Raw genomic sequence first — 20,763 nt, forward strand, 5'->3', positions numbered from 1 at the left:
CAGGCGCTGCCCTATTTCGACCGGCTCGACTACGTCGCGCCGATGAACCAGGAGCATGCCTGGTGCCTGGCGGTCGAAAGGATGCTTGGGATCGCGGTACCGCGCCGCGCGCAGCTGATACGCGTCCTCTACTCGGAGATCGGCCGGCTGCTTTCGCACCTCTTGAACGTGACCACGCAGGCGATGGACGTCGGAGCGCTCACCCCGCCGCTGTGGGGTTTCGAAGAGCGCGAGAAGCTGATGATCTTCTACGAGCGGGCCTCGGGTTCGCGCATGCACGCGGCCTATTTCCGGCCCGGCGGCGTGCACCAGGACCTGCCGACGCAGCTTGTCGATGATATCGAGGCCTTCTGCGATCCATTCCTGAAGGTGGTCGACGACCTCGACAACCTGCTGACCGACAACCGCATCTTCAAACAGCGCAATGTCGACATCGGCGTCGTGCCGCTCGCCACGGCGTGGGCCTGGGGCTTCTCGGGCGTCATGGTGCGCGGCTCAGGCGCCGCGTGGGACCTGCGCAAGGCAGACCCGTACGAGTGCTACGAGGAGATGGATTTCGACATCCCCATCGGCAAGAACGGCGACTGCTACGACCGCTACTGCATCCGCATGGAGGAGATGCGCCAGTCCGTGCGCATCATGAAGCAGTGCATCGCCAAGCTGCGCGCGCCGGATGGACAGGGGCCGATATCCACCAAGGACGGCAAGATCGTTCCGCCCAAGCGCGGCGAGATGAAGCGCTCGATGGAAGCGCTCATCCATCACTTCAAGCTCTACACCGAGGGCTTCCACGTTCCCGAGGGTGAGGTGTATGCCGCCGTCGAGGCGCCGAAGGGCGAATTCGGCGTCTACCTCGTCGCGGACGGCACCAACAAACCCTACCGCTGCAAGCTCAGGGCACCCGGCTTCGCGCATCTCCAGGCCATGGACCATCTCTGCCGCGGCCACATGCTGGCCGACGTGTCGGCCGTCCTGGGTTCGCTCGACATCGTCTTCGGAGAGGTCGACCGGTGAGGAGCGACCCTGCGGAGATCGCATCGTTGGCAGATCCGACCGGCTTGGGCGCGAAGGTGACGGTTGTGACCGTCACCTTTCACAGCGCGTCCGTGGTCGCTGCCGCGGTGCGCTCCGTTCCCGCCGGCGTCCGCATCATCGTGGTCGACAATGGCAGCAACGACGAGACGGTATCCGTGGTGCGCGAAACGTATCCCGGGGCCGAGGTGGTCGCGCTCGACTCAAACCTCGGTTTTGGCCGCGCCAGCAACGTCGGGCTGCGCCAGGCGACGACCCCTTACGCATTCTTGCTCAACCCCGATTGCGTCCTCTCGCCCGGCTCTCTCGAGGCTCTGGTGGCGACGGCCGAAGCGAACCCGGACTTCGCAATTCTCGGTCCCGCAGGGCTCGGGGGCAGTGCGAGCGAGGGGGTGCCGGCACTGCGCGAGGTCCGCGACGTCGTCGGCGCAGCGATGCTGCTGCGATTGGATGCCTTCAGGACGGCGGGTTTCTTTGACGAGAAGCTGTTCCTGTTCGGCGAGGACAACGAGATCTGCCTGCGCACGCGCGACTCGGGATACCGGATCGGGCAGGTCGAAGGCGTTGCCGTCGACCATCTCGTGGCAAAGTCCTCGTCCGTCGACGGCTACTCGTCCTTCCTGCGAGACAGGTTGATGGGGCAGTCGGCCGCCTATGTGATGCTCAAGCGCGGCGGACCTGTGAAGGGCCGCGCTCTCTGTCTGCGCAAGCTGGTCGTGTATGCGGCTGTGGGCTTGCGGCATGCCATGTCCGGTGATCGCGCCGCTCTCGCACGACTGCGGGCGCGTGCATTGGGAACCATCGATTTCCTGGTAGGCGGAGAAGAAATTCTGTTCCGCAATGTCCTGGCGTTACGGCCCCGCGCGACATCGGCCGCGCCTGTCGCCGCGCTTGAGAAGAGGCCCTGATGTCGGTCCGCAGACTCGCAGAAGTCCAGCCCGAGAGCTTTGCTTTCACGCCCGAGAACCTGAAATGGGCGCAGACGCTCATTGCCAAGTACCCCGAGGGGCGGCAGGCGTCGGCGGTGATCCCGCTGCTGTGGCGGGCGCAGGAGCAGCACGACTACTGGGTGCCGAAGGCGGCGATCGAGGAGGTCGGGCGCATGCTCGGCATGCCCTATATCCGCGTGCTCGAAGTCGCCACCTTCTACACGATGTTTAACCTGGAGCCGGTGGGGAAGTACTTCATCCAGCTCTGCGGGACGACGCCGTGCCGCCTGCGCGGTGCCGAGGACATCATCAAGGTCTGCGAGCAGCGCATCGGCCCGCAGCGCAGGGTCACGCCCGACGGCAAGTTCTCGTGGCTGGAAGTCGAATGCCTCGGCTCGTGCTGCAATGCGCCGATGGTGCAGATCAACAACGACTATTACGAGGACCTGACGACCGAGAATTTCAACAGGCTGCTGGATGACCTCGCCGCCGGACGGCCGGTGAAGGTGGGACCGCAGAACGGTCGCGTCTCCTCGGAACCCGCCACGGGTGCCGCAACCCTGACGGATCCGGCGCTGTTCGACGGATCGGTCGTCGGCGCGTGGCGCAAGCGCTTCGAGGAAGAGGCCGAGAAGGCCCGCATCGCCGCCGAGGAGAAGGCCGCAGCTGATAAAGCCGCCGCCGCGCAGGCCGCCGAGACGCCAAAGCCCGGCAAGCCCTCCGACAACACCGGCGGGCAGAAGGCGGCCGACACTCCCGCCGCGCGTGTGGCCGACGGCAAGCCGGCCATCCATCCCGAGGCGCAGGCCAAGGCCGCCGACCCGAAGACATCGACCACGACCGAGAAGCCCGCGGCGAAACTGGCGGACGCTCCCGCCGAGGCTCGCCCGACCTCCTTCGTGGCGACACCCGGCCAGGGCGAGGGCGGCGGCAAGGCCACGCCGGTCGCGGCCGACGCACCGCCTGTGTCGGACGAGCACAAGCCTGAGCTTCTGTCCGGCCCGCAGGGGCAGGCTGACGATCTCGAGCTGATTTGGGGCGTCGGCCCCAAGCTGGCCAAGATGCTGAACGGCATGGGGATCTTCCACTTCGCCCAGATCGCGAAGTGGAACGAGATGAACCTCCGCTGGGTGGACCAGAACCTCGGCGCATTTCGCGGGCGCGCCGTGCGCGACAAGTGGATCGACCAGGCTCAGAAGCTCGCCTCCGGCTGGCGGCCGGAGAGCAAGATCGGCGACAGGCCGAAGGATTGACCGGACATGCTGGCTGATCGCGATCGCATCTTCACCAACCTCTACGGCTTTCACTCGCCGGGCCTGAAGGCCGCGCAGATGCGCGGGGCCTGGGACGGCACCAAGGTGCTGCTCGACCGCGGCCGCGACTGGATCGTCGACGAGATGAAGAAGTCGGGCCTGCGCGGGCGCGGGGGTGCCGGCTTCCCGACCGGGCTGAAATGGTCCTTCATGCCCAAGCAGTCGGACGGGCGGCCTCATTTCCTCGTGGTCAATGCCGACGAGTCCGAGCCCGGCACCTGCAAGGACCGGGAGATCATGCGGCACGATCCGCATCTCCTGATCGAGGGCTGCCTGATCGCGTCCTTCGCGATGGGTGCGCACGCCTGCTACATCTACATCCGTGGCGAGTACATCGCCGAGCGCGAGGCGCTCCAGGCGGCGGTCGACGAGGCCTATGAGGCCCGCCTGATCGGCAAGGACAATGTCCATGGCTGGCCGTTCGACCTCGTCGTCCACCACGGGGCGGGCGCCTATATCTGCGGCGAGGAAACGGCGCTTCTCGAAAGCCTCGAGGGCAAGAAGGGCATGCCGCGCCTGAAGCCTCCGTTCCCTGCCAATATGGGCCTCTATGGTTGCCCGACGACCGTCAACAACGTCGAGTCGATCGCCGTGGCCGGCACGATCCTTCGCCGCGGCGCGGCGTGGTTCGCCGGTATCGGCCGGCCCAACAATGTCGGCACGAAGCTCTTCTGCGTATCCGGCCACGTGAACACGCCGTGCAACGTGGAAGAGGAGATGGGCCTCACCTTCCGCGAACTGATCGACCGCCACTGCGGCGGCATCCGCGGCGGGTGGGACAATCTGCTGGCGGTGATTCCCGGCGGCTCGTCGGTGCCCATGGTGCCGGCCGACCAGATCATCGATGCGCCGATGGATTTCGACACGCTGCGCAACCTCAAGTCGGGCCTCGGCACCGCGGCCGTGATCGTCATGGACAAGTCGACGGACGTTGTCCGGGCGATCGCGCGCATTTCGTACTTCTACAAGCACGAGAGCTGCGGCCAGTGCACGCCGTGCCGCGAGGGCACGGGCTGGATGTGGCGCGTGCTGACGCGCATGGCCGAGGGCCGCGCCCAGAAGCGCGAGATCGACATGCTGCTGGAGGTCACGACGCAGGTGGAGGGCCACACGATCTGCGCGCTCGGCGACGCGGCGGCATGGCCGGTGCAGGGCCTGATCCGGCATTTCCGACACGAGATCGAGAAGCGGATCGACGACTATGCGGCCAACCCGCATTCGGAACCGGTGCGAGTGGCGGCGGAGTAGGATTTGTCTGTCATCCCCGGCGCAGCCGCGGAAAGGAAGGGGATCCAGCCTTTTTCGGCTCTGGATCCGAAGTTTGGAACGACAATGCCTGGATTCCGTCCCGCCCTGCTTCGCAAGGCACCGGGGACGACAGGTTGGGACACGAGGAGCACATGACGCCTCCGGGCCACCATCTCGCGGAGCTGAACATCGGCCGCCTCGTCGCGCCGGTGGACGATCCGCGCGTGGCCGAGTTCATGCGGGCGCTCGACCGTGTGAACGGCATGGGCAAGCGCATGCCCGGCTTCGTCTGGATGATGGAAGGCTCGGGCGGCCCGAACACCGGCAACACCGACACCAAGATCGCCGGTGACCCGCTCTTCGTCTCCAACCTGACGGTTTGGGAGAGCGTGGAGACCCTCGAGGTCTTCGTCTGGAACACCGTGCACCGGCAGTTCTATGAGCGCCGCCAGGAGTGGTTCGAGGTGCTCGGCCGCATGCACTTCGTCATGTGGTGGGTGCCGGCAGGCCACCACCCGACGCTCGAAGAAGGGATGGAGCGCCTGGCCCATCTGGAAGCGAATGGCGACAGCGACCATGCCTTCGGCTGGTCGTGGCTGAAGGACGCGAAACTCTGGCGCGAGCGGTCGTGCTCGCAGGTCGCGGCGGAGTGAGCGAGATGCGGATTGAGAATGAAACTTGTGCGCTGGAGGCCAGCGACTGTGACCTATCCGGTTCCGTCTTCCGCGACGTGAACCTCTCCGGAAGCGCCTTCCACGACGTGAATCTGTCGGAGATCACGGTGGATAACGCGAACCTTGCGGGCTCCCGCTTCGTAGACTGCAATCTATTGGGAGCGACTATCGAGGGTGTACCGGTCAGCGCGCTGTTTGCGGCATACCTGGCCCAGTCAGGACAGGAGCAGCCGGATGGCCCACAAACCTGACACACGTTTAGACCTCGTCGCCGCGCCGAACTGAGGAACTGGAAGAACCGATGGCCAAGATCATCGTCGACGGAGTCGAGGTGGACGTTCCCGCCGAGTACACGCTGCTTCAGGCGTGCGAGGCGGCCGGCGCGGAGATTCCGCGCTTCTGCTTCCACGAGCGGCTTTCGATCGCTGGCAATTGCCGCATGTGCCTCGTCGAGGTGAAGGGCGGGCCCAAGCCCGTGGCGTCGTGCGCCTGGGGCGTGCGTGACTGCCGGCCCGGCCCGAACGGCGAGCCGCCGGTCGTCCTCACGCGGTCCCCGATGGTGAAGAAGGCGCGCGAAGGGGTGATGGAGTTCCTCCTCATCAACCACCCGCTGGATTGCCCGATCTGCGACCAGGGTGGCGAGTGCGACCTGCAGGACCAGGCGATGGCCTACGGCGTCGACACGTCGCGCTTCGCCGAGAACAAGCGCGCGGTCGAGGACAAGTATATTGGGCCGCTCGTCCAGACGCAGATGAACCGCTGCATCCAGTGCACGCGCTGCGTCCGCTTCTCCACCGAGGTTGCGGGCGTGCCGGACCTCGGCGCCATCGGCCGCGGCGAGGATATGGAGATCACGTCCTACCTCGAGAACGCCATGGCGTCCGAGCTCCAGGGCAACATCATCGACCTCTGCCCCGTCGGCGCGCTCACTTCCAAGCCCTACGCCTTCAAGGCGCGGCCCTGGGAGCTTTCCAAGACCGAGACAGTGGACGTGATGGACGCGCTCGGCTCGGCCATCCGCGTCGACGCGCGCGGCCGCGACGTGCTGCGCATTCTTCCGCGGCTCAACGAGGCGGTGAACGAGGAGTGGATCTCGGACAAGACCCGCTTCGTCTGGGACGGCCTCAGGTCCCAGCGCCTCGACCGCCCCTATGTCCGGCAGGATGGCCGCCTGCGGCCCGCGAGCTGGGCCGAGGCGATGCAGGCCACGGCCGCGCGGATCAAGGCCGCCGGCCCCGCAAGGACCGGCTTCATCGTCGGCGATCTCGCCTCCACTGAGGAGGCCTTCGCGGTGAAGCTGCTTGCAGACGCCCTCGGCGTGGCCAGCATCGACTGCCGCCAGGACGGAACGAAGCTGCACCCGCGTCACGGGCGCGCGTCCTACATCTTCAACAGCACGGTGCAGGGCATCGAGGAAGCCGACGCAGTCCTGCTCGTGGGGTCCGACCCCCGCCGTGAGGCGCCGGTGCTCAACGCCCGCATTCGCAAGCGCTGGCGCATGGGACCGCTGCCGGTGGGTGTCATAGGCGAGGCTGTGGACCTCACCTTCCCCGTTCAGCACCTCGGCGCCGGGCCGGAGACGCTGGCTGGCATCGTCGACGGATCGCACTCCTTCGCCCAGGTGCTGAAGGACGCGAAGAAGCCCCTGATCATCGTCGGACAGGGCGCGTTGTCGCGTCCTGACGGAGAGGCGGTTCTGGCGCTCGCCGCGCAGGCGGCCGTCACTTCCGGCGCGCTGGCCGAGGGTTGGAACGGGTTCTCAGTGCTGCACACGGCGGCGTCCCGCGTCGGTGCCCTCGACGTCGGCGCCGTGCCGGGGGAGGGTGGGCTCGATGCCCTCGCCATGGCGCAGCCGGGAGCGCTCGACGTGGTGGTGCTCCTCGGGGCGGACGAGATCGACGTCGCTCCCGGAGCCTTCGTCGTCTATATCGGCACGCATGGCGATCGCGGCGCGCACAGGGCCGACGTGATCCTGCCGGGCGCGGCGTATACCGAGAAGAACGGCATCTGGGTCAACACCGAAGGCCGTGTCCAGGCCGGCGCCCGCGCCACCTTCCCGGTGGGTGAGGCTCGCGAGGACTGGGCCATCCTGCGCGCTCTGTCGGATCTCGTCGGCAAGCGCCTGCCCTTCGACTCGCTGACGCAGCTGCGCGCCCGCATGGTCGAGGACCATCCGCACTTGCTGCGGCTGGACGCGATCGCGGCCGGAGATCCCGCCGACGTGCAGAAGCTCGCCTCGGTGGGCGGGACCACAGACAAGGCACCGTTCGTGAAGGCCGTGGCCAACCTTTATCTGACCAACCCCATCGCCCGCGCTTCGGGCATCATGGCCGAATGCTCGGCCCTTGCGATAGGCCGCACCGCGGCCGTCGCGGCCGAGTGACGGAGAGGGTGATGGAAACCTCGTTCTACGACAGCTGGGTCTGGGCCGTCGGAAAGCCGCTGATCCAGAGCCTCGTACTGATCGCGCTGCTGCTGATCTTCATCGCCTTCGCGCTCTACGCCGACCGCAAGGTCTGGGCGGCGGTGCAGCTGCGCCGCGGCCCCAACGTGGTCGGGCCGTTCGGCCTGCTGCAATCCTTCGCCGACCTCATCAAGTTCGCGATCAAGGAGCCGATCATCCCGGCCGGTGCGAACAAGGGCATCTTTCTTCTGGCGCCCCTGGTGACGGCGGGTCTCGCGCTCGCCGGCTGGGCGGTCATCCCGCTCGCGGAAGGCTGGGCGATCGCCGACATCAATGTCGGCATCCTCTACATCTTCGCCATCTCGTCGCTCGGCGTGTACGGCGTCATCATGGGCGGCTGGGCTTCGAACTCGAAGTACCCGTTCCTGTCGGCGCTACGCTCGGCAGCGCAGATGGTGTCATACGAAGTCTCCATCGGCTTCGTCATCATCACCGTGCTGCTCTGCGTGGGATCGCTGAACCTCAGCGACATCGTCCGCGCGCAGGACAGCCGCGCCGGCCTTTTCGGCTGGTTTTGGCTGCCGCTGCTGCCGATGTTCGTGATCTTCTTCATCTCGGCGCTGGCCGAGACCAATCGGCCGCCCTTCGACCTGGTCGAGGCGGAATCGGAGCTCGTGGCGGGCTTCATGGTGGAGTACTCCTCCACCCCGTATTTGCTTTTCATGCTGGGCGAGTACGTCGCCATCATGAGCATGTGCGCGCTGATGACGATCCTGTTCCTCGGGGGCTGGCTGTCGCCGATCCCGTTCGCCCCCTTCACATGGGTGCCGGGGCTGATCTGGTTCGTGCTGAAGGCGTCGGCGATGTTCTTCATGATCGCGCTCGTGAAGGCCTTCGTACCCCGTTATCGCTACGACCAGCTGATGCGGCTGGGCTGGAAGGTGTTCCTGCCCATCTCGCTCGCCATGGTCGTCATCGTGGCGGGGGTGCTGCAGTTCACCGGCTGGGCGCCTGGGACCTGAGGGGAGGGGCCGTGGAGCTGTCCCTCGCCGGCCTCGTCGGCGCGCTGGTCGGACTGGCGCTCGGCTATGTCGACTACCGCGTCGTAGCCGGCGTGGTGGAAGGACGGCTCCGCAAGCTCGACAGGTCGCAGGGACCTGACGAGACGGCTGTATTCGAGAGAAAGATCCGCGGCATGCGCGTCGTCTTTCTCATCATGACGGTGGGCGTGTTCCCGGTGGTGGGCTACCTCCTCGGGAAGACCATCACCGGCGGATGAAAACGGCGCGGCTCTGCCGCGTAATCAAGGAGCGGCGCTGACGCGCCGGCGAGGACATGGGACTGAGACAGGCTGCAAGCTCGCTGCTGCTGAAGGAGTTCGTCGGGGCCATCGGGCTTTCGATGCGCTACCTGTTCAAGCCGAAGGCCACGCTCAACTATCCCTACGAGCGCGGACCGATCTCGCCGCGCTTCCGCGGCGAGCATGGCCTGCGGCGCTACCCCAATGGCGAGGAGCGGTGCATCGCGTGCAAGCTCTGCGAGGCGGTGTGCCCGGCGCAGGCGATCACGATCGAAGCCGGCCCGCGTCGCAACGACGGCACGCGCCGAACGACCCGTTACGACATCGACATGACGAAGTGCATCTACTGCGGCTTCTGCCAGGAGGCCTGTCCCGTGGATGCCATCGTCGAGGGGCCGAACATGGAGTTCGCGACGGAGACGCGCGAGGAGCTCTTCTACGACAAAGATAAGCTGCTGGAGAACGGCGCGCGCTGGGAGCGGGAGATCGCCCGCAACATCGCGGCAGACGCTCCGTACCGGTGAGCACGACCGGCGCGGACCATCGGGGGAGCCGCGCGGGACGTCAGGGTTGTGGGGCCGGGGCTGGCTGTCTATAGACCCTGCGGGGCAGACGGCAGGCCTCCCGGCCTGAGTCTTTGGGAAAACGGCGGGCCACCCGGTCCGGCCGGCGATATCGGGGCCGCATTTGGCGGTCCGGGGGAACACCTCGCATGAGCGTGGCCGCGGCCTTCTTCTACCTGTTCGCGACGATCACCGTGGCCTCGGCCTTCATGGTGATCGCCTCGCGCAACCCCGTGCACTCCGTGCTCTTCCTCATCCTGGCCTTCGTGAACGCGGCCGGGCTCTTCGTCCTGATGGGCGCCGAGTTCCTCGCGATGATCCTGGTCGTGGTCTACGTCGGCGCGGTCGCCGTGCTCTTCCTGTTCGTCGTCATGATGCTCGACGTCGACTTCGCGCAGCTGCGCCAGGGGTTCCAGAGCTATCTGCCGATCGGCGTCGTGCTGGCGGGCATCCTGCTGGCCGAGCTCATCATGGTGATGCTGACCTTCGCCATCGAACCCGGCGCGCTGCGGCATGCCTCCGGTGCGGCGCCGGCGAGCGCGGTGCTGGTGTCCAACACCGAGGCGATAGGCCGGGTGCTCTACACCCAGTACGTCTACTATTTCCAGGCCGCGGGCATGATCCTGCTGGTGGCCATGGTCGGAGCCATCGTTCTGACGCTGCGCCACAAGCCGGGCGTCAAGCGGCAGGACATTTCCGCCCAGGTGGCGCGCAATCGCGCCACCGCGATGGAAGTCAAGAAAGTGCCTTCCCGGCAGGGCGTGTGACGGGATCAACCGAGGCGAACATGGAAGTCGGTCTCCAACACTACCTGGCGCTCGCGGCGATCATTTTCACGATCGGCGTGCTCGGCATCTTCATCAACCGCAAGAACGTCATCGTCATCCTGATGTCGATCGAGCTGATCCTGCTCTCGGTCAACCTGAACTTCGTCGCCTTCTCGAGCTTCCTGAACGACATCGTCGGCCAAGTCTTCGCCATGCTGGTGCTGACCGTCGCTGCTGCCGAAGCCGCGATCGGGCTCGCCATTCTCGTCGTCTACTTCCGCAACCGCGGCACGATCGCGGTGGAAGACATCAACATGATGAAGGGCTGAGCCAGGCGCGCCGGGCTCCGACGGACAGGGCACATGTATCAGGCCATCGTCTTCCTGCCGCTCGTCGGCTTCCTCATCGCCGGCCTCTTCGGCCGGTTCATCGGGCCGCGGCCGAGCGAGCTCGTCACCACGGGCCTTCTCGCCGTGTCGGCGGTGCTCTCGTGGATCGCCTTCTTCTCCGTCGGCTTCGGCAGCGGTGGGGAGAAGGTGCAGATCGCCCGCTGGATCGTCTCCGGCGACCTCGCCGTAGACTGGGCGCTCAGGGTGGACACGCTGACGGCGGTCATGCTCGTCGTCGTCAACACCGTGTCCTTCCTCGTGCACCTCTACTCGATCGGGTACATGCACGAGGATCCGCATCGTCCGCGCTTCTTCGCCTACCTGTCGCTCTTCACCTTCGCCATGCTCATGCTGGTGACGGCCGACAACCTCGTGCAGATGTTCTTCGGCTGGGAGGGCGTGGGCCTCGCCTCATACCTGCTGATCGGGTTCTGGTACCAGAAGCCCTCGGCCGTCGCCGCGGCGATGAAGGCCTTCATCGTCAACCGGGTCGGCGACTTCGGCTTCGCGCTCGGCATCTTCCTCGTCTTCGCCCTGACGGGTTCGGTGGTCTTCGACGCCATCTTTCCGAAGGTGGATGAGCTGAGCAAGCAGACGTTCCACTTCATCGGCTACGACTGGAACGCCGTCACCATCGCCTGCCTGCTGCTCTTCATGGGCGCGATGGGCAAGTCCGCGCAGTTTCTGCTGCACACCTGGCTGCCGGATGCGATGGAGGGCCCGACGCCGGTCTCCGCCCTCATCCATGCCGCGACCATGGTGACGGCCGGCGTGTTCATGGTGGCCCGCCTGTCGCCGCTGTTCGAGGCCTCGCATGTCGCGATGGCCGTGGTTCTGATCGTGGGCGCGACGACGGCATTCTTCGCCGGCACGGTCGGCCTCGTGCAAAACGACATCAAGCGCGTGATCGCCTACTCGACCTGCTCGCAGCTCGGCTACATGTTCGTCGCGCTGGGCGCGGGCGCCTTCGGTGCCGGCATCTTCCACCTCTTCACGCACGCTTTCTTCAAGGCCCTGCTGTTCCTGGGCGCCGGCTCCGTCATCCATGCAATGCACCACGAGCAGGACATGCGGCGCATGGGCGGGCTGCGCAAGAAGATCCCGTTGACGGCTGCGATGATGGCGATCGGCACGCTGGCGCTGACCGGCTTCCCGCTGACGGCCGGGTACTTCTCCAAGGATGCGATCATCGAGGCATCCTACGCCACGCACACGGTCGGCAACGTCTACGCCTTCGTGCTGCTCGTGCTGACGGCAGGTCTGACCTCATTCTACTCCTGGCGCCTGTATTTCCTGACGTTCGAGGGCACGCCGCGCTGGGACACGCCGCACGGCCACGATGCCGCCGTCAGCCACCATGTGGAGGCCGAGGACGACAGCCACGGCTCTCATGCCCATGCAGCGCATGCGCATGACGATCACGGCCATGGCGCCCACGGCCACACCGTGGAGCCGCACGAGTCGCCGAGGGTGATGCTGATACCGCTGGAGGTTCTCGCGGTCGGCGCGCTTCTGGCGGGCATCGTCTTCAGCAAGTACTTCATCGGCGAAGCCAGCGAGCACTTCTGGAAGGGTGCCATCGTGCTGGGCGAGGAGGAGCACGTTCCGGCGCTCGTCGCCTGGTTGCCGACGATCGCCATGGTCATCGGCTTCGTCGTCTCCTGGCTGTTTTACGTGCGGTATCCCTACCTGCCTCGCCAACTCGCCGAGAGCCAGCCGCTGCTGTACCGCTTCCTGCTCAACAAGTGGTATTTCGACGAGCTCTACGACGTCATCTTCGTCCGTCCGGCGAAGTGGCTCGGCCGCACGCTGTGGAAGAAGGGCGACGGCATGGTCATCGACGGCCTCGGGCCGGATGGCGTCTCCGCCCGTGTGCTCGACCTCACCCAGGCCGTCGTCCGCCTGCAGACCGGCTACGTCTACCACTACGCCTTCGCCATGCTGATCGGCGTCGCCGCCCTGGTCACCTGGTACATGTTCGGGGGAGCTCACTGATGGGCCTGCTGACCGGCCTCCTCGTCCTCCCGCTGCTGGGAGCGATTCTCCTCCTCTTCGTGCCGTCGGACACCCCCAACGGGCAGCGCAACATCCGCTGGGTGGCGCTGTTCACGACGCTGATCACCTTCGTGGTCTCGCTGGTGGCGTGGGGCCGCTTCGAACCCGCCGATCCCAGCTTCCAGATGGTCGAGGAGACCGCCTGGCTGTCGGAGACGATCCGCTTCAAGCTCGGCGTCGACGGCTTCTCCTTCCCCTTCATCCTGCTCACGACCTTCCTGATGCCGTTCTGCATCGTGGCGTCGTGGGTTTCGGTCGAGAAGCGCGTGAAGGAGTACTTCATCGCCTTCCTCGTCCTCGAGGCGCTGATGATCGGCGTCTTCGCGGCGCTGGACCTCGTGCTGTTCTACCTCTTCTTCGAGGCCGGCCTGATCCCGATGTTCCTCATCATCGGCATCTGGGGCGGCAAGCGGCGCATCTACGCCAGCTTCAAGTTCTTCCTCTACACCCTCGTCGGCTCGCTGCTGATGCTGGTCGCCATCATGGCGATGTACTGGGACGCCGGCACGACCGACATCCCGACGCTGCTGGCCCACAAATTCCCGGCCGGCATGCAAACCTGGTTGTGGCTGGCTTTTTTCGCCTCCTTCGCGGTGAAGATGCCGATGTGGCCGGTTCACACCTGGTTGCCCGACGCCCACGTCGAGGCGCCGACGGCCGGCTCGGTCATCCTCGCGGCGATCCTGCTGAAGATGGGCGGCTACGGGTTCATCCGGTTCTCGATCCCGATGTTCCCGGACGCTTCCGTCTATTTCGCGCCCTTCGTCTTCGCCCTGTCCGTGATCGCGATCATCTACACCTCGCTCGTCGCGATGATGCAGGAGGACATCAAGAAGCTGATCGCCTATTCGTCCGTGGCCCATATGGGTTTCGTGACGATGGGGCTGTTCACGCTGACTGCCCAGGGCATCCAGGGCGCGATGTTCCAGATGGTGAGCCACGGCCTCGTCTCGGGCGCGCTCTTCCTCTGCGTCGGCGTCGTCTACGACCGGATGCACACCCGCGAGATCGCGGCCTATGGCGGCCTCACCAGCCGCATGCCGCTCTATGCGGTGGCGCTGATGGTGTTCACCATGGCGAATGTCGGCCTGCCCGGCACCTCCGGTTTCGTCGGCGAGTTCCTGACGCTGATGGGAGCTTTCAAGGCCAATCCTTGGGTGGCCTTCTTCGCCACGACGGGCGTCATTCTCTCCGCCTGCTATGCGCTGTGGCTCTACGCCCGGGTGATGTTCGGGCCTCTGGAGAAGCCGAGCCTGAAGTCGATCACGGATCTCACGCCGCGCGAGGTGCTCGTCCTCGCGCCGTTGATCGTGCTGACGATCTGGTACGGCATCCACCCTGCGCCGATCCTCGAGGCTTTCGCTGCGCCGACCGACGCCCTGCTGAAGACCGCGCAGGCGGCCATCGGCGCGGCCAAGACTGCGGCCCTCGCCGCGCAGTGATGACCAGTTGCGTTGTTCCGTCCGCCCCTGCGGGGGCACGCCCGATCCGTGAAGGTTGACCGATGCTAGGCCATGCCGTTCTCCCCTATGTGGGACCCGCTCTGCCTGAGATCATCATGGCAGTGGGTGCGCTGCTGCTGGTGCTCGTCGGCGCGATCCGCGGCGACCGTTCGCTGGGGATGGTCACGGTCGGCGCATTCATCGTTCTCGGGATCGCGCTGGCACTGACCTTCGGCCAGGACCCGGCGCCGAAGTCGGCCTTCCACGGCTCCTTCGTCATCGACGGCTTCGGCAAGTTCATGAAGATTGCGACGTTGCTCGGCTCCGCCGTGACGCTCGCCATGTCGCTGGACTATTGGGACGACGTGCGTGTCCAGCGCTTCGAGTTCCCGATCCTAGTCCTGCTGTCGACGCTCGGCATGATGATGCTGATCTCGGCGGGCGACCTGATCGCGCTATATCTCGGCCTGGAGCTGATGAGCCTCGCGCTCTACGTCATCGCCGCATTCCACCGCGACGACGTGAGGGCCACCGAGGCGGGCCTGAAGTACTTCGTCCTCGGCGCGCTGTCCTCCGGCATGCTGCTCTACGGCGCCTCGCTGGTCTACGGCCTCACCGGTTCGGTCTCCTTCGCCACCATCGCCACCGTGTTGCAGGGTGAAGGCTCCACCGGAGTGATCTTCGGCCTCGTCTTCGTCATGGCGGGCCTCGCCTTCAAAATCTCTGCCGTGCCCTTCCACATGTGGACGCCGGACGTCTACGAGGGCGCGCCGACGCCCGTCACGGCCTTCTTCGCGGCTGCGCCCAAGATGGCCGCCATGGCCCTCACCGTCCGCATCGTCATCACCGCGTTTCCCGGCATCCTCGTGCAGTGGCAGCAGATCGTCGTCTTCATCGCGATCGCGTCGATGGCGCTCGGGTCGTTCGCAGCGATCGGCCAGCGCAACATCAAGCGGCTGATGGCCTACTCCTCGATCGGGCACATGGGGTTCGCGCTCGTGGGGCTTTCGGCCGGCACGCCCGCTGGCGTGCAGGGTGTCGCCATCTACATGGCGATCTACCTCGTCATGACGCTCGGCACCTTCGCCTGCATCCTCGCCATGAAGCGCGGCGACACCTATGTCGAGGAGATCGAGGACCTGTCCGGTCTCGGGCGAACCGACCCATTCATGGCTTTTGTCCTCGCAATGCTGATGTTCTCGCTGGCCGGCGTTCCGCCGCTCGCCGGCTTCTTCGCCAAGTGGTACGTCTTTGCCGCGGCGGTGGAGGCCAAGCTCTACGCCCTGGCGGTCATCGGCGTCATCACCAGCGCCATTGGCGCCTACTACTACCTCCGCATCGTCAAGATCATGTATTTCGACGAGCCCAGGGAGGCGTTCACGCCCGCCAACGCGACGCTGAAGACCGTCATGGGCGTGTCGGGCATCCTGAACCTGCTCTTCTGGCTGTGGCCGGCGCCGCTCGTCGCGGCCGCGACGGTGGCGGCGAAGTCGCTGTTCTGATCCCGTGAAGCTCGGCGAAAGAGCGATCTCAGGCGGCTACAGGCTCGACCACTGCGGCGAGGTGGGGTCGACCAACGACGAGGCGGCAGCCCTGGCCCGGTCCGGCGATCCCGGGCGTGTCTGGGTCGTCGCGGACGCGCAGGGCAAAGGCCGCGGGCGCCGCGGACGGGCCTGGTCTTCGCCTCCCGGGAACCTCTATTCCACACTGCTCCTCGTCGATCCCGGGCCGATGCGCATCGCGCCGCAGCTCGGCTTCGTGGCCGGCGTCGCGCTGCACGACGCGGTCGGAAGGGCCACCGGTCTGGCCCCCGGCCGCCTGCGCCTGAAATGGCCGAACGACCTCCTCTGCGATGGCGCAAAGCTGGCAGGCATCCTCGTCGAGGGCAGCAGCCTCCCTGGCGCCGGGCAGCCGCCGCGTTTTGCCGCCGTCATCGGCATCGGTGTCAATCTCTCGCACCACCCGTCGGAGACGCCCTATCCGGCGACCGACCTCGCGTCCCTCGGAATCGGGTGCCGGCCTTCGGATCTCCTGCCGCTCCTTGCGGACGCAATGGCTTTCTGGGTGGATGCCTGGGCCTCGGGCGTTGGTTTCCCAGCGCTCCGCCGCGCCTGGCTCGAGAGGGCAGGCGGGCTCGGGGAGCCGATCCTGGTCCGCCGGCCCGATGGCGACAGGCGAGGGACATTCCGCGACCTTGACGCGGACGGCCGTCTGCTCTTGGAGGAGCGTGGCATCACCGTCCCCATCGAAGCGGGCGACGTTTTTCTTTCCGGCCTGGCCATTCCGTCCGGCTGACCTTCCATGAGCAAGGACGCACACATGTCGCACGGCGACGACGAACTCGTTTTCCTTCCGCTTGGAGGGGTGGGCGAGATCGGCATGAATGCCAGCCTTTACGGCTTCGGACCTCCCCGCCGCCGGAAATGGCTGCTTGTCGACTGCGGCGTCGCCTTCGCGGGCGATGATCTGCCCGGCGTCGACCTGATCATCGCCGACATGTCCTTCATCGAGCAGCGCCGCCAGGACCTCGTCGGCATCATCATCACACACGCCCATGAGGACCACATCGGCGCGCTGGTGGAGATGTGGCCGCGCCTGCGTGCGCCTGTCTACATGACGCGCTTCGCAGCTGGGCTGCTCGAAGTGCGCCGGCTGCAGGAGCCGGGCGCGCAGAAGTTCGACATCTCGATCATGGACCGCGGATCGCGGCTGCCGCTCGGCCCGTTCGACGTCGAGGTGGTCGCAATGGCGCACTCCATCCCGGAGTCGACCGCGCTCGCCATCCGCACCCCGGTGGGCATGGTGCTCCACTCCGGCGACTGGAAGATCGACCCGCACCCCGGCGTCGGCTGGACGACCGACGCGGAGCGGCTTGCCGCGCTCGGCGACGAGGGCGTGCTGGCGCTGGTCTGCGATAGCACCAACTCCATCCGCGGAGGCGAGAGCCCGAGCGAGGCGGACGTTGCCGAGACGCTGAAGGAGCTGGTCGCCTCCGCTCCGGGCCGCGTGGCCGTCACGACCTTCGCTTCGAACGTCGCGCGCATCAGGGCCGTCTGCGAGGCGGCGGCAGCAGCCGGCCGCGAGGTGGTGGCGGTCGGCCGGGCCATGGACCGCGTCATCCAGGTTGGCAACGAACTCGGCATGTTCGACGGTTTGCCGCCCGTACGCGGCATCGAGAACTACGGCTATCTGCCGCCTGACAAGGTTGTCGCCCTTCTCACCGGCAGCCAGGGCGAGCCGCGCGCCGCGCTGGCACGGGTCGCCGAAAACCAGCACCCGGACGTGACGCTTGCGAAGGGTGACAGGGTGATCCTGTCGTCGCGCACCATCCCGGGCAACGAGAAGCCGGTCGGCCGCATCATCAACGGTCTGATCCGGAGCGGTGTCGAGGTGATCACCGACCGGACGCATATGGTCCACGTCTCCGGTCATCCGCGCCGGGGCGAGCTGGAGCGCATGTATCACTGGGTGCGCCCGAAGGTGGCCGTGACCGTCCACGGCGAGGCGCTGCACCTGCACGAGCACGAGAAGCTCGCCCGCTCCCTCGGCGTGAAGGACGTCGTTGTGCCCACCGATGGAGACGTCGTGCTGCTCGGTCCCGGTCGCCCGGGCGTCGTCGACCAGATCGTCCCCGGCCGCCTTTACAAGGACGGAAACCTGCTGGTGAATGCGGGCGACTCGGCTGTGCAGGAGCGCAGGAGGCTCTCCTTCGGCGGCGTGGTTTCGGTGGCCATCGCGGTCGACTCGCGCGGCGGCCTGATCGGCGATCCCGCGCTGGAGATCACCGGCCTGCCGCAGGCCACGCGCGACGGCGTGCCGTTTGAGGATATCGTCGAAAAGGCGGTGTTCAACGTCCTTGACAGCCTCCCCAAGCAGAAGCGCCGCGATCCCGACCTGATGGAGGGCGCCATCGAGCGCTCGGTGCGTGGGGCGGTTGCGGACGCCTGGGGCAAGAAGCCCATGTGCCACGTACACGTTCTCGTCGTATGAGGGACCCCGCCGCCGCCCTGACGAAAGGACGGGTGGCGCCGGTGCCGGGAGCCGCGATATCCGTCGGGCTTCCAGCCGGGGAGGTACCCACATGATCGGTCGCCTGAACCACGTCGCCATCGCCGTAAAGGATCTGGATGCCGCGACGCGCCTCTACAGCGAGACGCTGGGCGCCAAGGTCTCGGCGCCGCTGCCGCAGCCGGAGCACGGTGTCACTGTGGTTTTCGTCGAGCTGCCGAACACGAAGGTCGAGTTGCTGGAGCCGCTGGGCGAGGGGTCACCGATCGCGCGCTTTCTGGAACGCAACGCCGACGGCGGGATCCATCACATCTGCTACGAGGTGGACGATATCCTCGCTGCGCGGGACCGGCTGAGAGGGCAGGGTGCCCGCGTGCTCGGCGACGGCGAGCCGCGTATCGGCGCTCACGGAAAGCCGGTGCTCTTCCTGCACCCGAAGGATTTCAACGGCACGCTCGTCGAACTCGAGCAGGCATGAGGCGCTGGCGCCTTCGCTTTGGAAACGGATATCCACCATGACGATCAGCGGCTCGATCGCCCTCTATTTCATCATCTGGTGGATCACGCTCTTCGCCATCCTGCCCATCGGCGTCCGCAGCCAGCACGAAGGCGGCGAGGTCACCGATGGCACCGAACCGGGCGCGCCCATCGCTCCGGCCATGTGGCGCAAGCTGTTGTGGACGACGCTCGCGGCGATCCCGGCCTTTGCGCTCGCTTACGCGTTCATCCACTACACGGACTGAATAGCGTTAGAATTTTATCGTTGATCACAGGCGCAAAAAATAAAGGCAAGGCTTTCGCCTTGCCTTTCAGATTTTTTGTTTCGTGATCGGCGTCGGGCGTCAGCCATTTCAGGCGCCACTTCCGCTACCGATCCAGCAGCCCTTCCCGAGCATGCTGGCCGTCTTCCTCCCAAGACTTGGACCCTGACCCTTTGCACCGGTTGATCCGGCGGCGGGTCTGTTGTTGGCGACAATTCATAGCCCAGCGTTTTTCGGCTGTCATCTCTTTGTGCAGGCCCGGAGCGAAAAAGATGCAGTTTTTGGAGTGAGATCCCGGTGTGCCGACCCGGGGCTGCTCGCCTGACGGGAAAAGGCCGCTCGTCTCCAATTCTGGCGTCTATGATCTGGCCGTCTCATGGCTCGGCAACGCCACAAGAGGGGACTGCAGCAGAGGCAAGATGGCGGGCCCGCCTTGCCGGCTGCACCCCGCCCCGCGGCGTCCCCGAACGCTTGTGTTTTGGGCGCCGATGGTTTTCATGAACGAGCCTTTCCGGCGCCCCGTCCTCCAGAATGGTCTTCGTTCTCCCATGCGCCTGTCCCGCTACTTCCTGCCGATCCTGCGCGAAACGCCGAAGGAGGCAGAGATCGTCTCGCATCGCCTGATGCTGCGGGCCGGCCTCGTCCGCCAGGAATCCGCCGGGATTTATGCCTGGCTGCCGGCGGGCCTGCGCGTTCTCGAGAAGATCAACGGGATCATCCGGGAGGAGCAGAATCGGTCGGGCGCCGTCGAGCTGTTGATGCCGACCATCCAGTCGGCCGATCTCTGGCGCGAATCGGGCCGCTACGAGGCCTACGGAAAGGAGATGCTCCGCATCAAGGACCGGCATGAGCGGGACATGCTGTTCGGTCCCACAAACGAGGAGATGATCACCGAGATCTTCCGGGCGTCGGTACGCTCCTACAAGGACCTTCCGCTCAACCTCTATCACATCCAGTGGAAGTTCAGGGACGAGGTGCGCCCGCGCTTCGGCACGATGCGCTCTCGCGAGTTCTTGATGAAGGACGCCTACTCCTTCGACGTTGACCAGGAGGCGGCCCGCCACTCCTACAACAAGATGTTCGTAGCCTATCTCCGCACCTTCCACCGGCTGGGCCTCACGGCGATTCCCATGCGCGCGGAGTCCGGCCCCATCGGGGGCGACATGAGCCACGAATTCATCATCCTCGCCGCCACGGGCGAGAGCGAAGTCTTCTGCGACCGCGCCTTTCTCGAGTACGAGGCTCCGCCCGCCGATACGGACTTCGACGACGTCGCCGGGCTGCAGTCAATCGTCGACAAATGGACGGGGCGCTACGCCGCCACGTCCGACATGCATGACGAGGCCGCCTTCGCCGCGCTGCCCGAGGATCGCCGCGTCTCGGCCCGCGGCATCGAGATCGGCCACATCTTCTATTTCGGCACCAAGTATTCCGAGCCGATGAAGGCCGTGGTGGCAGGCCCCGACGGTGTCGAGCGGCCCGTTCACATGGGGTCCTACGGCATCGGGCCGTCCCGTGTCGCGGCTGCGCTGATCGAAGCCGGGCATGACGAGCACGGCATCATCTGGCCCGACGCGGTTGCCCCGTTCAGGGTCGGTCTCCTCAACCTCAAGGTCGGCGACGCTGCCACTGATGCGGCCTGCGACACGATCTACAAGGCGCTGGAGATGCGTGGCATAGACGTGCTCTACGACGATCGCGAGGAGCGCCCCGGTGCGAAGTTCGCCACAGCAGACCTCCTGGGCCTGCCCTGGCAGGTCGTGGTTGGCCCGAAGGGGCTCGCCGAGGGCAAGGTGGAGCTGAAGCGCCGCGCCTCCGGCGAACGCCATCAGGTGTCGGTCGAAGACGCCGTCGCCCGCCTGAGCGCCTGAGGCCGGC

General features: G+C 66.2%; 20 protein-coding genes. All 20 read left to right on the top strand.

From position 1 onward, the window contains the following. The coding region (locus AC5JCN_RS05265) for an NADH-quinone oxidoreductase subunit D (RefSeq protein ID WP_495753979.1) at positions 1 to 1,014 on the top strand (1,014 nt) is incomplete at its 5' end. A 26-nt stretch (positions 1,015 to 1,040) separates the two neighbouring features. Further along, the gene (locus AC5JCN_RS05270) at positions 1,041 to 1,940 is read left to right on the top strand and encodes a glycosyltransferase family 2 protein (protein WP_495753980.1); all 900 of its coding nucleotides are present in this window, start codon (positions 1,041 to 1,043) and stop codon (positions 1,938 to 1,940) included. Continuing rightward, entirely contained in the window at positions 1,940 to 3,214 is a 1,275-nt protein-coding gene (nuoE, locus tag AC5JCN_RS05275; protein ID WP_495753981.1) for an NADH-quinone oxidoreductase subunit NuoE, read from the top strand. The genes AC5JCN_RS05270 and nuoE overlap by 1 nt, the downstream gene beginning before the upstream one ends. A gap of 6 nt (positions 3,215 to 3,220) precedes the next feature. Continuing rightward, positions 3,221 to 4,522: an NADH-quinone oxidoreductase subunit NuoF gene (gene nuoF / locus AC5JCN_RS05280; RefSeq protein ID WP_495753982.1), complete on the top strand. Its 1,302-nt coding sequence runs from the start codon at positions 3,221 to 3,223 to the stop codon at positions 4,520 to 4,522. A gap of 152 nt (positions 4,523 to 4,674) precedes the next feature. Beyond that, on the top strand, positions 4,675 to 5,175 hold the full coding sequence (locus AC5JCN_RS05285; protein ID WP_495753983.1) for a DUF3291 domain-containing protein: 501 nt from the start codon (positions 4,675 to 4,677) through the stop codon (positions 5,173 to 5,175). Positions 5,176 to 5,180: 5 nt separating this feature from the next. Then, positions 5,181 to 5,447, top strand: a complete 267-nt coding sequence (locus tag AC5JCN_RS05290) for a pentapeptide repeat-containing protein (protein WP_495753984.1) — start codon at positions 5,181 to 5,183, stop codon at positions 5,445 to 5,447. A gap of 50 nt (positions 5,448 to 5,497) precedes the next feature. Next, positions 5,498 to 7,579, top strand: a complete 2,082-nt coding sequence (nuoG, locus tag AC5JCN_RS05295) for an NADH-quinone oxidoreductase subunit NuoG (protein ID WP_495753985.1) — start codon at positions 5,498 to 5,500, stop codon at positions 7,577 to 7,579. Positions 7,580 to 7,590: 11 nt separating this feature from the next. Continuing rightward, the gene (gene nuoH, locus AC5JCN_RS05300; RefSeq protein WP_495753986.1) at positions 7,591 to 8,622 is read left to right on the top strand and encodes an NADH-quinone oxidoreductase subunit NuoH; all 1,032 of its coding nucleotides are present in this window, start codon (positions 7,591 to 7,593) and stop codon (positions 8,620 to 8,622) included. Between the two features lie 11 nt (positions 8,623 to 8,633). Continuing rightward, complete coding sequence (locus AC5JCN_RS05305) at positions 8,634 to 8,879, top strand: hypothetical protein (protein WP_495753987.1); 246 nt, start codon at positions 8,634 to 8,636, stop codon at positions 8,877 to 8,879. Between the two features lie 56 nt (positions 8,880 to 8,935). Then, complete coding sequence (nuoI, locus tag AC5JCN_RS05310; RefSeq protein WP_495753988.1) at positions 8,936 to 9,424, top strand: NADH-quinone oxidoreductase subunit NuoI; 489 nt, start codon at positions 8,936 to 8,938, stop codon at positions 9,422 to 9,424. A gap of 188 nt (positions 9,425 to 9,612) precedes the next feature. Then, complete coding sequence (locus AC5JCN_RS05315) at positions 9,613 to 10,230, top strand: NADH-quinone oxidoreductase subunit J (protein WP_495753989.1); 618 nt, start codon at positions 9,613 to 9,615, stop codon at positions 10,228 to 10,230. Positions 10,231 to 10,250: 20 nt separating this feature from the next. Next, entirely contained in the window at positions 10,251 to 10,559 is a 309-nt protein-coding gene (gene nuoK, locus AC5JCN_RS05320) for an NADH-quinone oxidoreductase subunit NuoK (protein WP_495753990.1), read from the top strand. A 33-nt stretch (positions 10,560 to 10,592) separates the two neighbouring features. After that, a complete protein-coding gene (nuoL, locus tag AC5JCN_RS05325) occupies positions 10,593 to 12,614 on the top strand; it encodes an NADH-quinone oxidoreductase subunit L (protein ID WP_495753991.1) in 2,022 nt (673 codons plus the stop codon). Next, positions 12,614 to 14,116, top strand: a complete 1,503-nt coding sequence (locus tag AC5JCN_RS05330; RefSeq protein WP_495753992.1) for an NADH-quinone oxidoreductase subunit M — start codon at positions 12,614 to 12,616, stop codon at positions 14,114 to 14,116. Before nuoL ends, AC5JCN_RS05330 begins: the two co-directional genes overlap by 1 nt. A gap of 62 nt (positions 14,117 to 14,178) precedes the next feature. Beyond that, the gene (gene nuoN, locus AC5JCN_RS05335; protein WP_495753993.1) at positions 14,179 to 15,618 is read left to right on the top strand and encodes an NADH-quinone oxidoreductase subunit NuoN; all 1,440 of its coding nucleotides are present in this window, start codon (positions 14,179 to 14,181) and stop codon (positions 15,616 to 15,618) included. A 4-nt stretch (positions 15,619 to 15,622) separates the two neighbouring features. Then, a complete protein-coding gene (locus tag AC5JCN_RS05340; RefSeq protein ID WP_495753994.1) occupies positions 15,623 to 16,411 on the top strand; it encodes a biotin--[acetyl-CoA-carboxylase] ligase in 789 nt (262 codons plus the stop codon). 24 nt (positions 16,412 to 16,435) lie between these two features. Beyond that, positions 16,436 to 18,106, top strand: coding sequence for a ribonuclease J (locus tag AC5JCN_RS05345; RefSeq protein WP_495753995.1), 1,671 nt, complete (start codon positions 16,436 to 16,438; stop codon positions 18,104 to 18,106). 91 nt (positions 18,107 to 18,197) lie between these two features. Next, positions 18,198 to 18,602, top strand: coding sequence for a methylmalonyl-CoA epimerase (gene mce, locus AC5JCN_RS05350; protein WP_495753996.1), 405 nt, complete (start codon positions 18,198 to 18,200; stop codon positions 18,600 to 18,602). Between the two features lie 37 nt (positions 18,603 to 18,639). Beyond that, positions 18,640 to 18,867: a DUF1467 family protein gene (locus AC5JCN_RS05355; RefSeq protein ID WP_495753997.1), complete on the top strand. Its 228-nt coding sequence runs from the start codon at positions 18,640 to 18,642 to the stop codon at positions 18,865 to 18,867. A gap of 566 nt (positions 18,868 to 19,433) precedes the next feature. Further along, positions 19,434 to 20,756 (top strand): proline--tRNA ligase, encoded by a 1,323-nt coding sequence (gene proS / locus AC5JCN_RS05360; RefSeq protein WP_495754077.1) that lies wholly within the window; start codon positions 19,434 to 19,436, stop codon positions 20,754 to 20,756. Positions 20,757 to 20,763: the final 7 nt, after the last annotated feature.

The sequence above is a fragment of the Alsobacter sp. genome, from assembly GCF_059501845.1.

Coding starts and splice junctions, on each gene's coding strand:
- nuoN (WP_495753993.1), top strand. CDS start 14,179: ATGCTAGGCCATGCCGTTCTCCCCTATGTGGGACCCGCTCTGCCTGAG.
- AC5JCN_RS05355 (WP_495753997.1), top strand. CDS start 18,640: ATGACGATCAGCGGCTCGATCGCCCTCTATTTCATCATCTGGTGGATC.
- nuoG (WP_495753985.1), top strand. CDS start 5,498: ATGGCCAAGATCATCGTCGACGGAGTCGAGGTGGACGTTCCCGCCGAG.
- proS (WP_495754077.1), top strand. CDS start 19,434: ATGCGCCTGTCCCGCTACTTCCTGCCGATCCTGCGCGAAACGCCGAAG.
- nuoE (WP_495753981.1), top strand. CDS start 1,940: ATGTCGGTCCGCAGACTCGCAGAAGTCCAGCCCGAGAGCTTTGCTTTC.
- nuoL (WP_495753991.1), top strand. CDS start 10,593: ATGTATCAGGCCATCGTCTTCCTGCCGCTCGTCGGCTTCCTCATCGCC.
- AC5JCN_RS05285 (WP_495753983.1), top strand. CDS start 4,675: ATGACGCCTCCGGGCCACCATCTCGCGGAGCTGAACATCGGCCGCCTC.
- AC5JCN_RS05330 (WP_495753992.1), top strand. CDS start 12,614: ATGGGCCTGCTGACCGGCCTCCTCGTCCTCCCGCTGCTGGGAGCGATT.
- nuoH (WP_495753986.1), top strand. CDS start 7,591: ATGGAAACCTCGTTCTACGACAGCTGGGTCTGGGCCGTCGGAAAGCCG.
- mce (WP_495753996.1), top strand. CDS start 18,198: ATGATCGGTCGCCTGAACCACGTCGCCATCGCCGTAAAGGATCTGGAT.
- nuoI (WP_495753988.1), top strand. CDS start 8,936: ATGGGACTGAGACAGGCTGCAAGCTCGCTGCTGCTGAAGGAGTTCGTC.
- AC5JCN_RS05315 (WP_495753989.1), top strand. CDS start 9,613: ATGAGCGTGGCCGCGGCCTTCTTCTACCTGTTCGCGACGATCACCGTG.
- nuoF (WP_495753982.1), top strand. CDS start 3,221: ATGCTGGCTGATCGCGATCGCATCTTCACCAACCTCTACGGCTTTCAC.
- AC5JCN_RS05345 (WP_495753995.1), top strand. CDS start 16,436: ATGTCGCACGGCGACGACGAACTCGTTTTCCTTCCGCTTGGAGGGGTG.
- nuoK (WP_495753990.1), top strand. CDS start 10,251: ATGGAAGTCGGTCTCCAACACTACCTGGCGCTCGCGGCGATCATTTTC.
- AC5JCN_RS05290 (WP_495753984.1), top strand. CDS start 5,181: ATGCGGATTGAGAATGAAACTTGTGCGCTGGAGGCCAGCGACTGTGAC.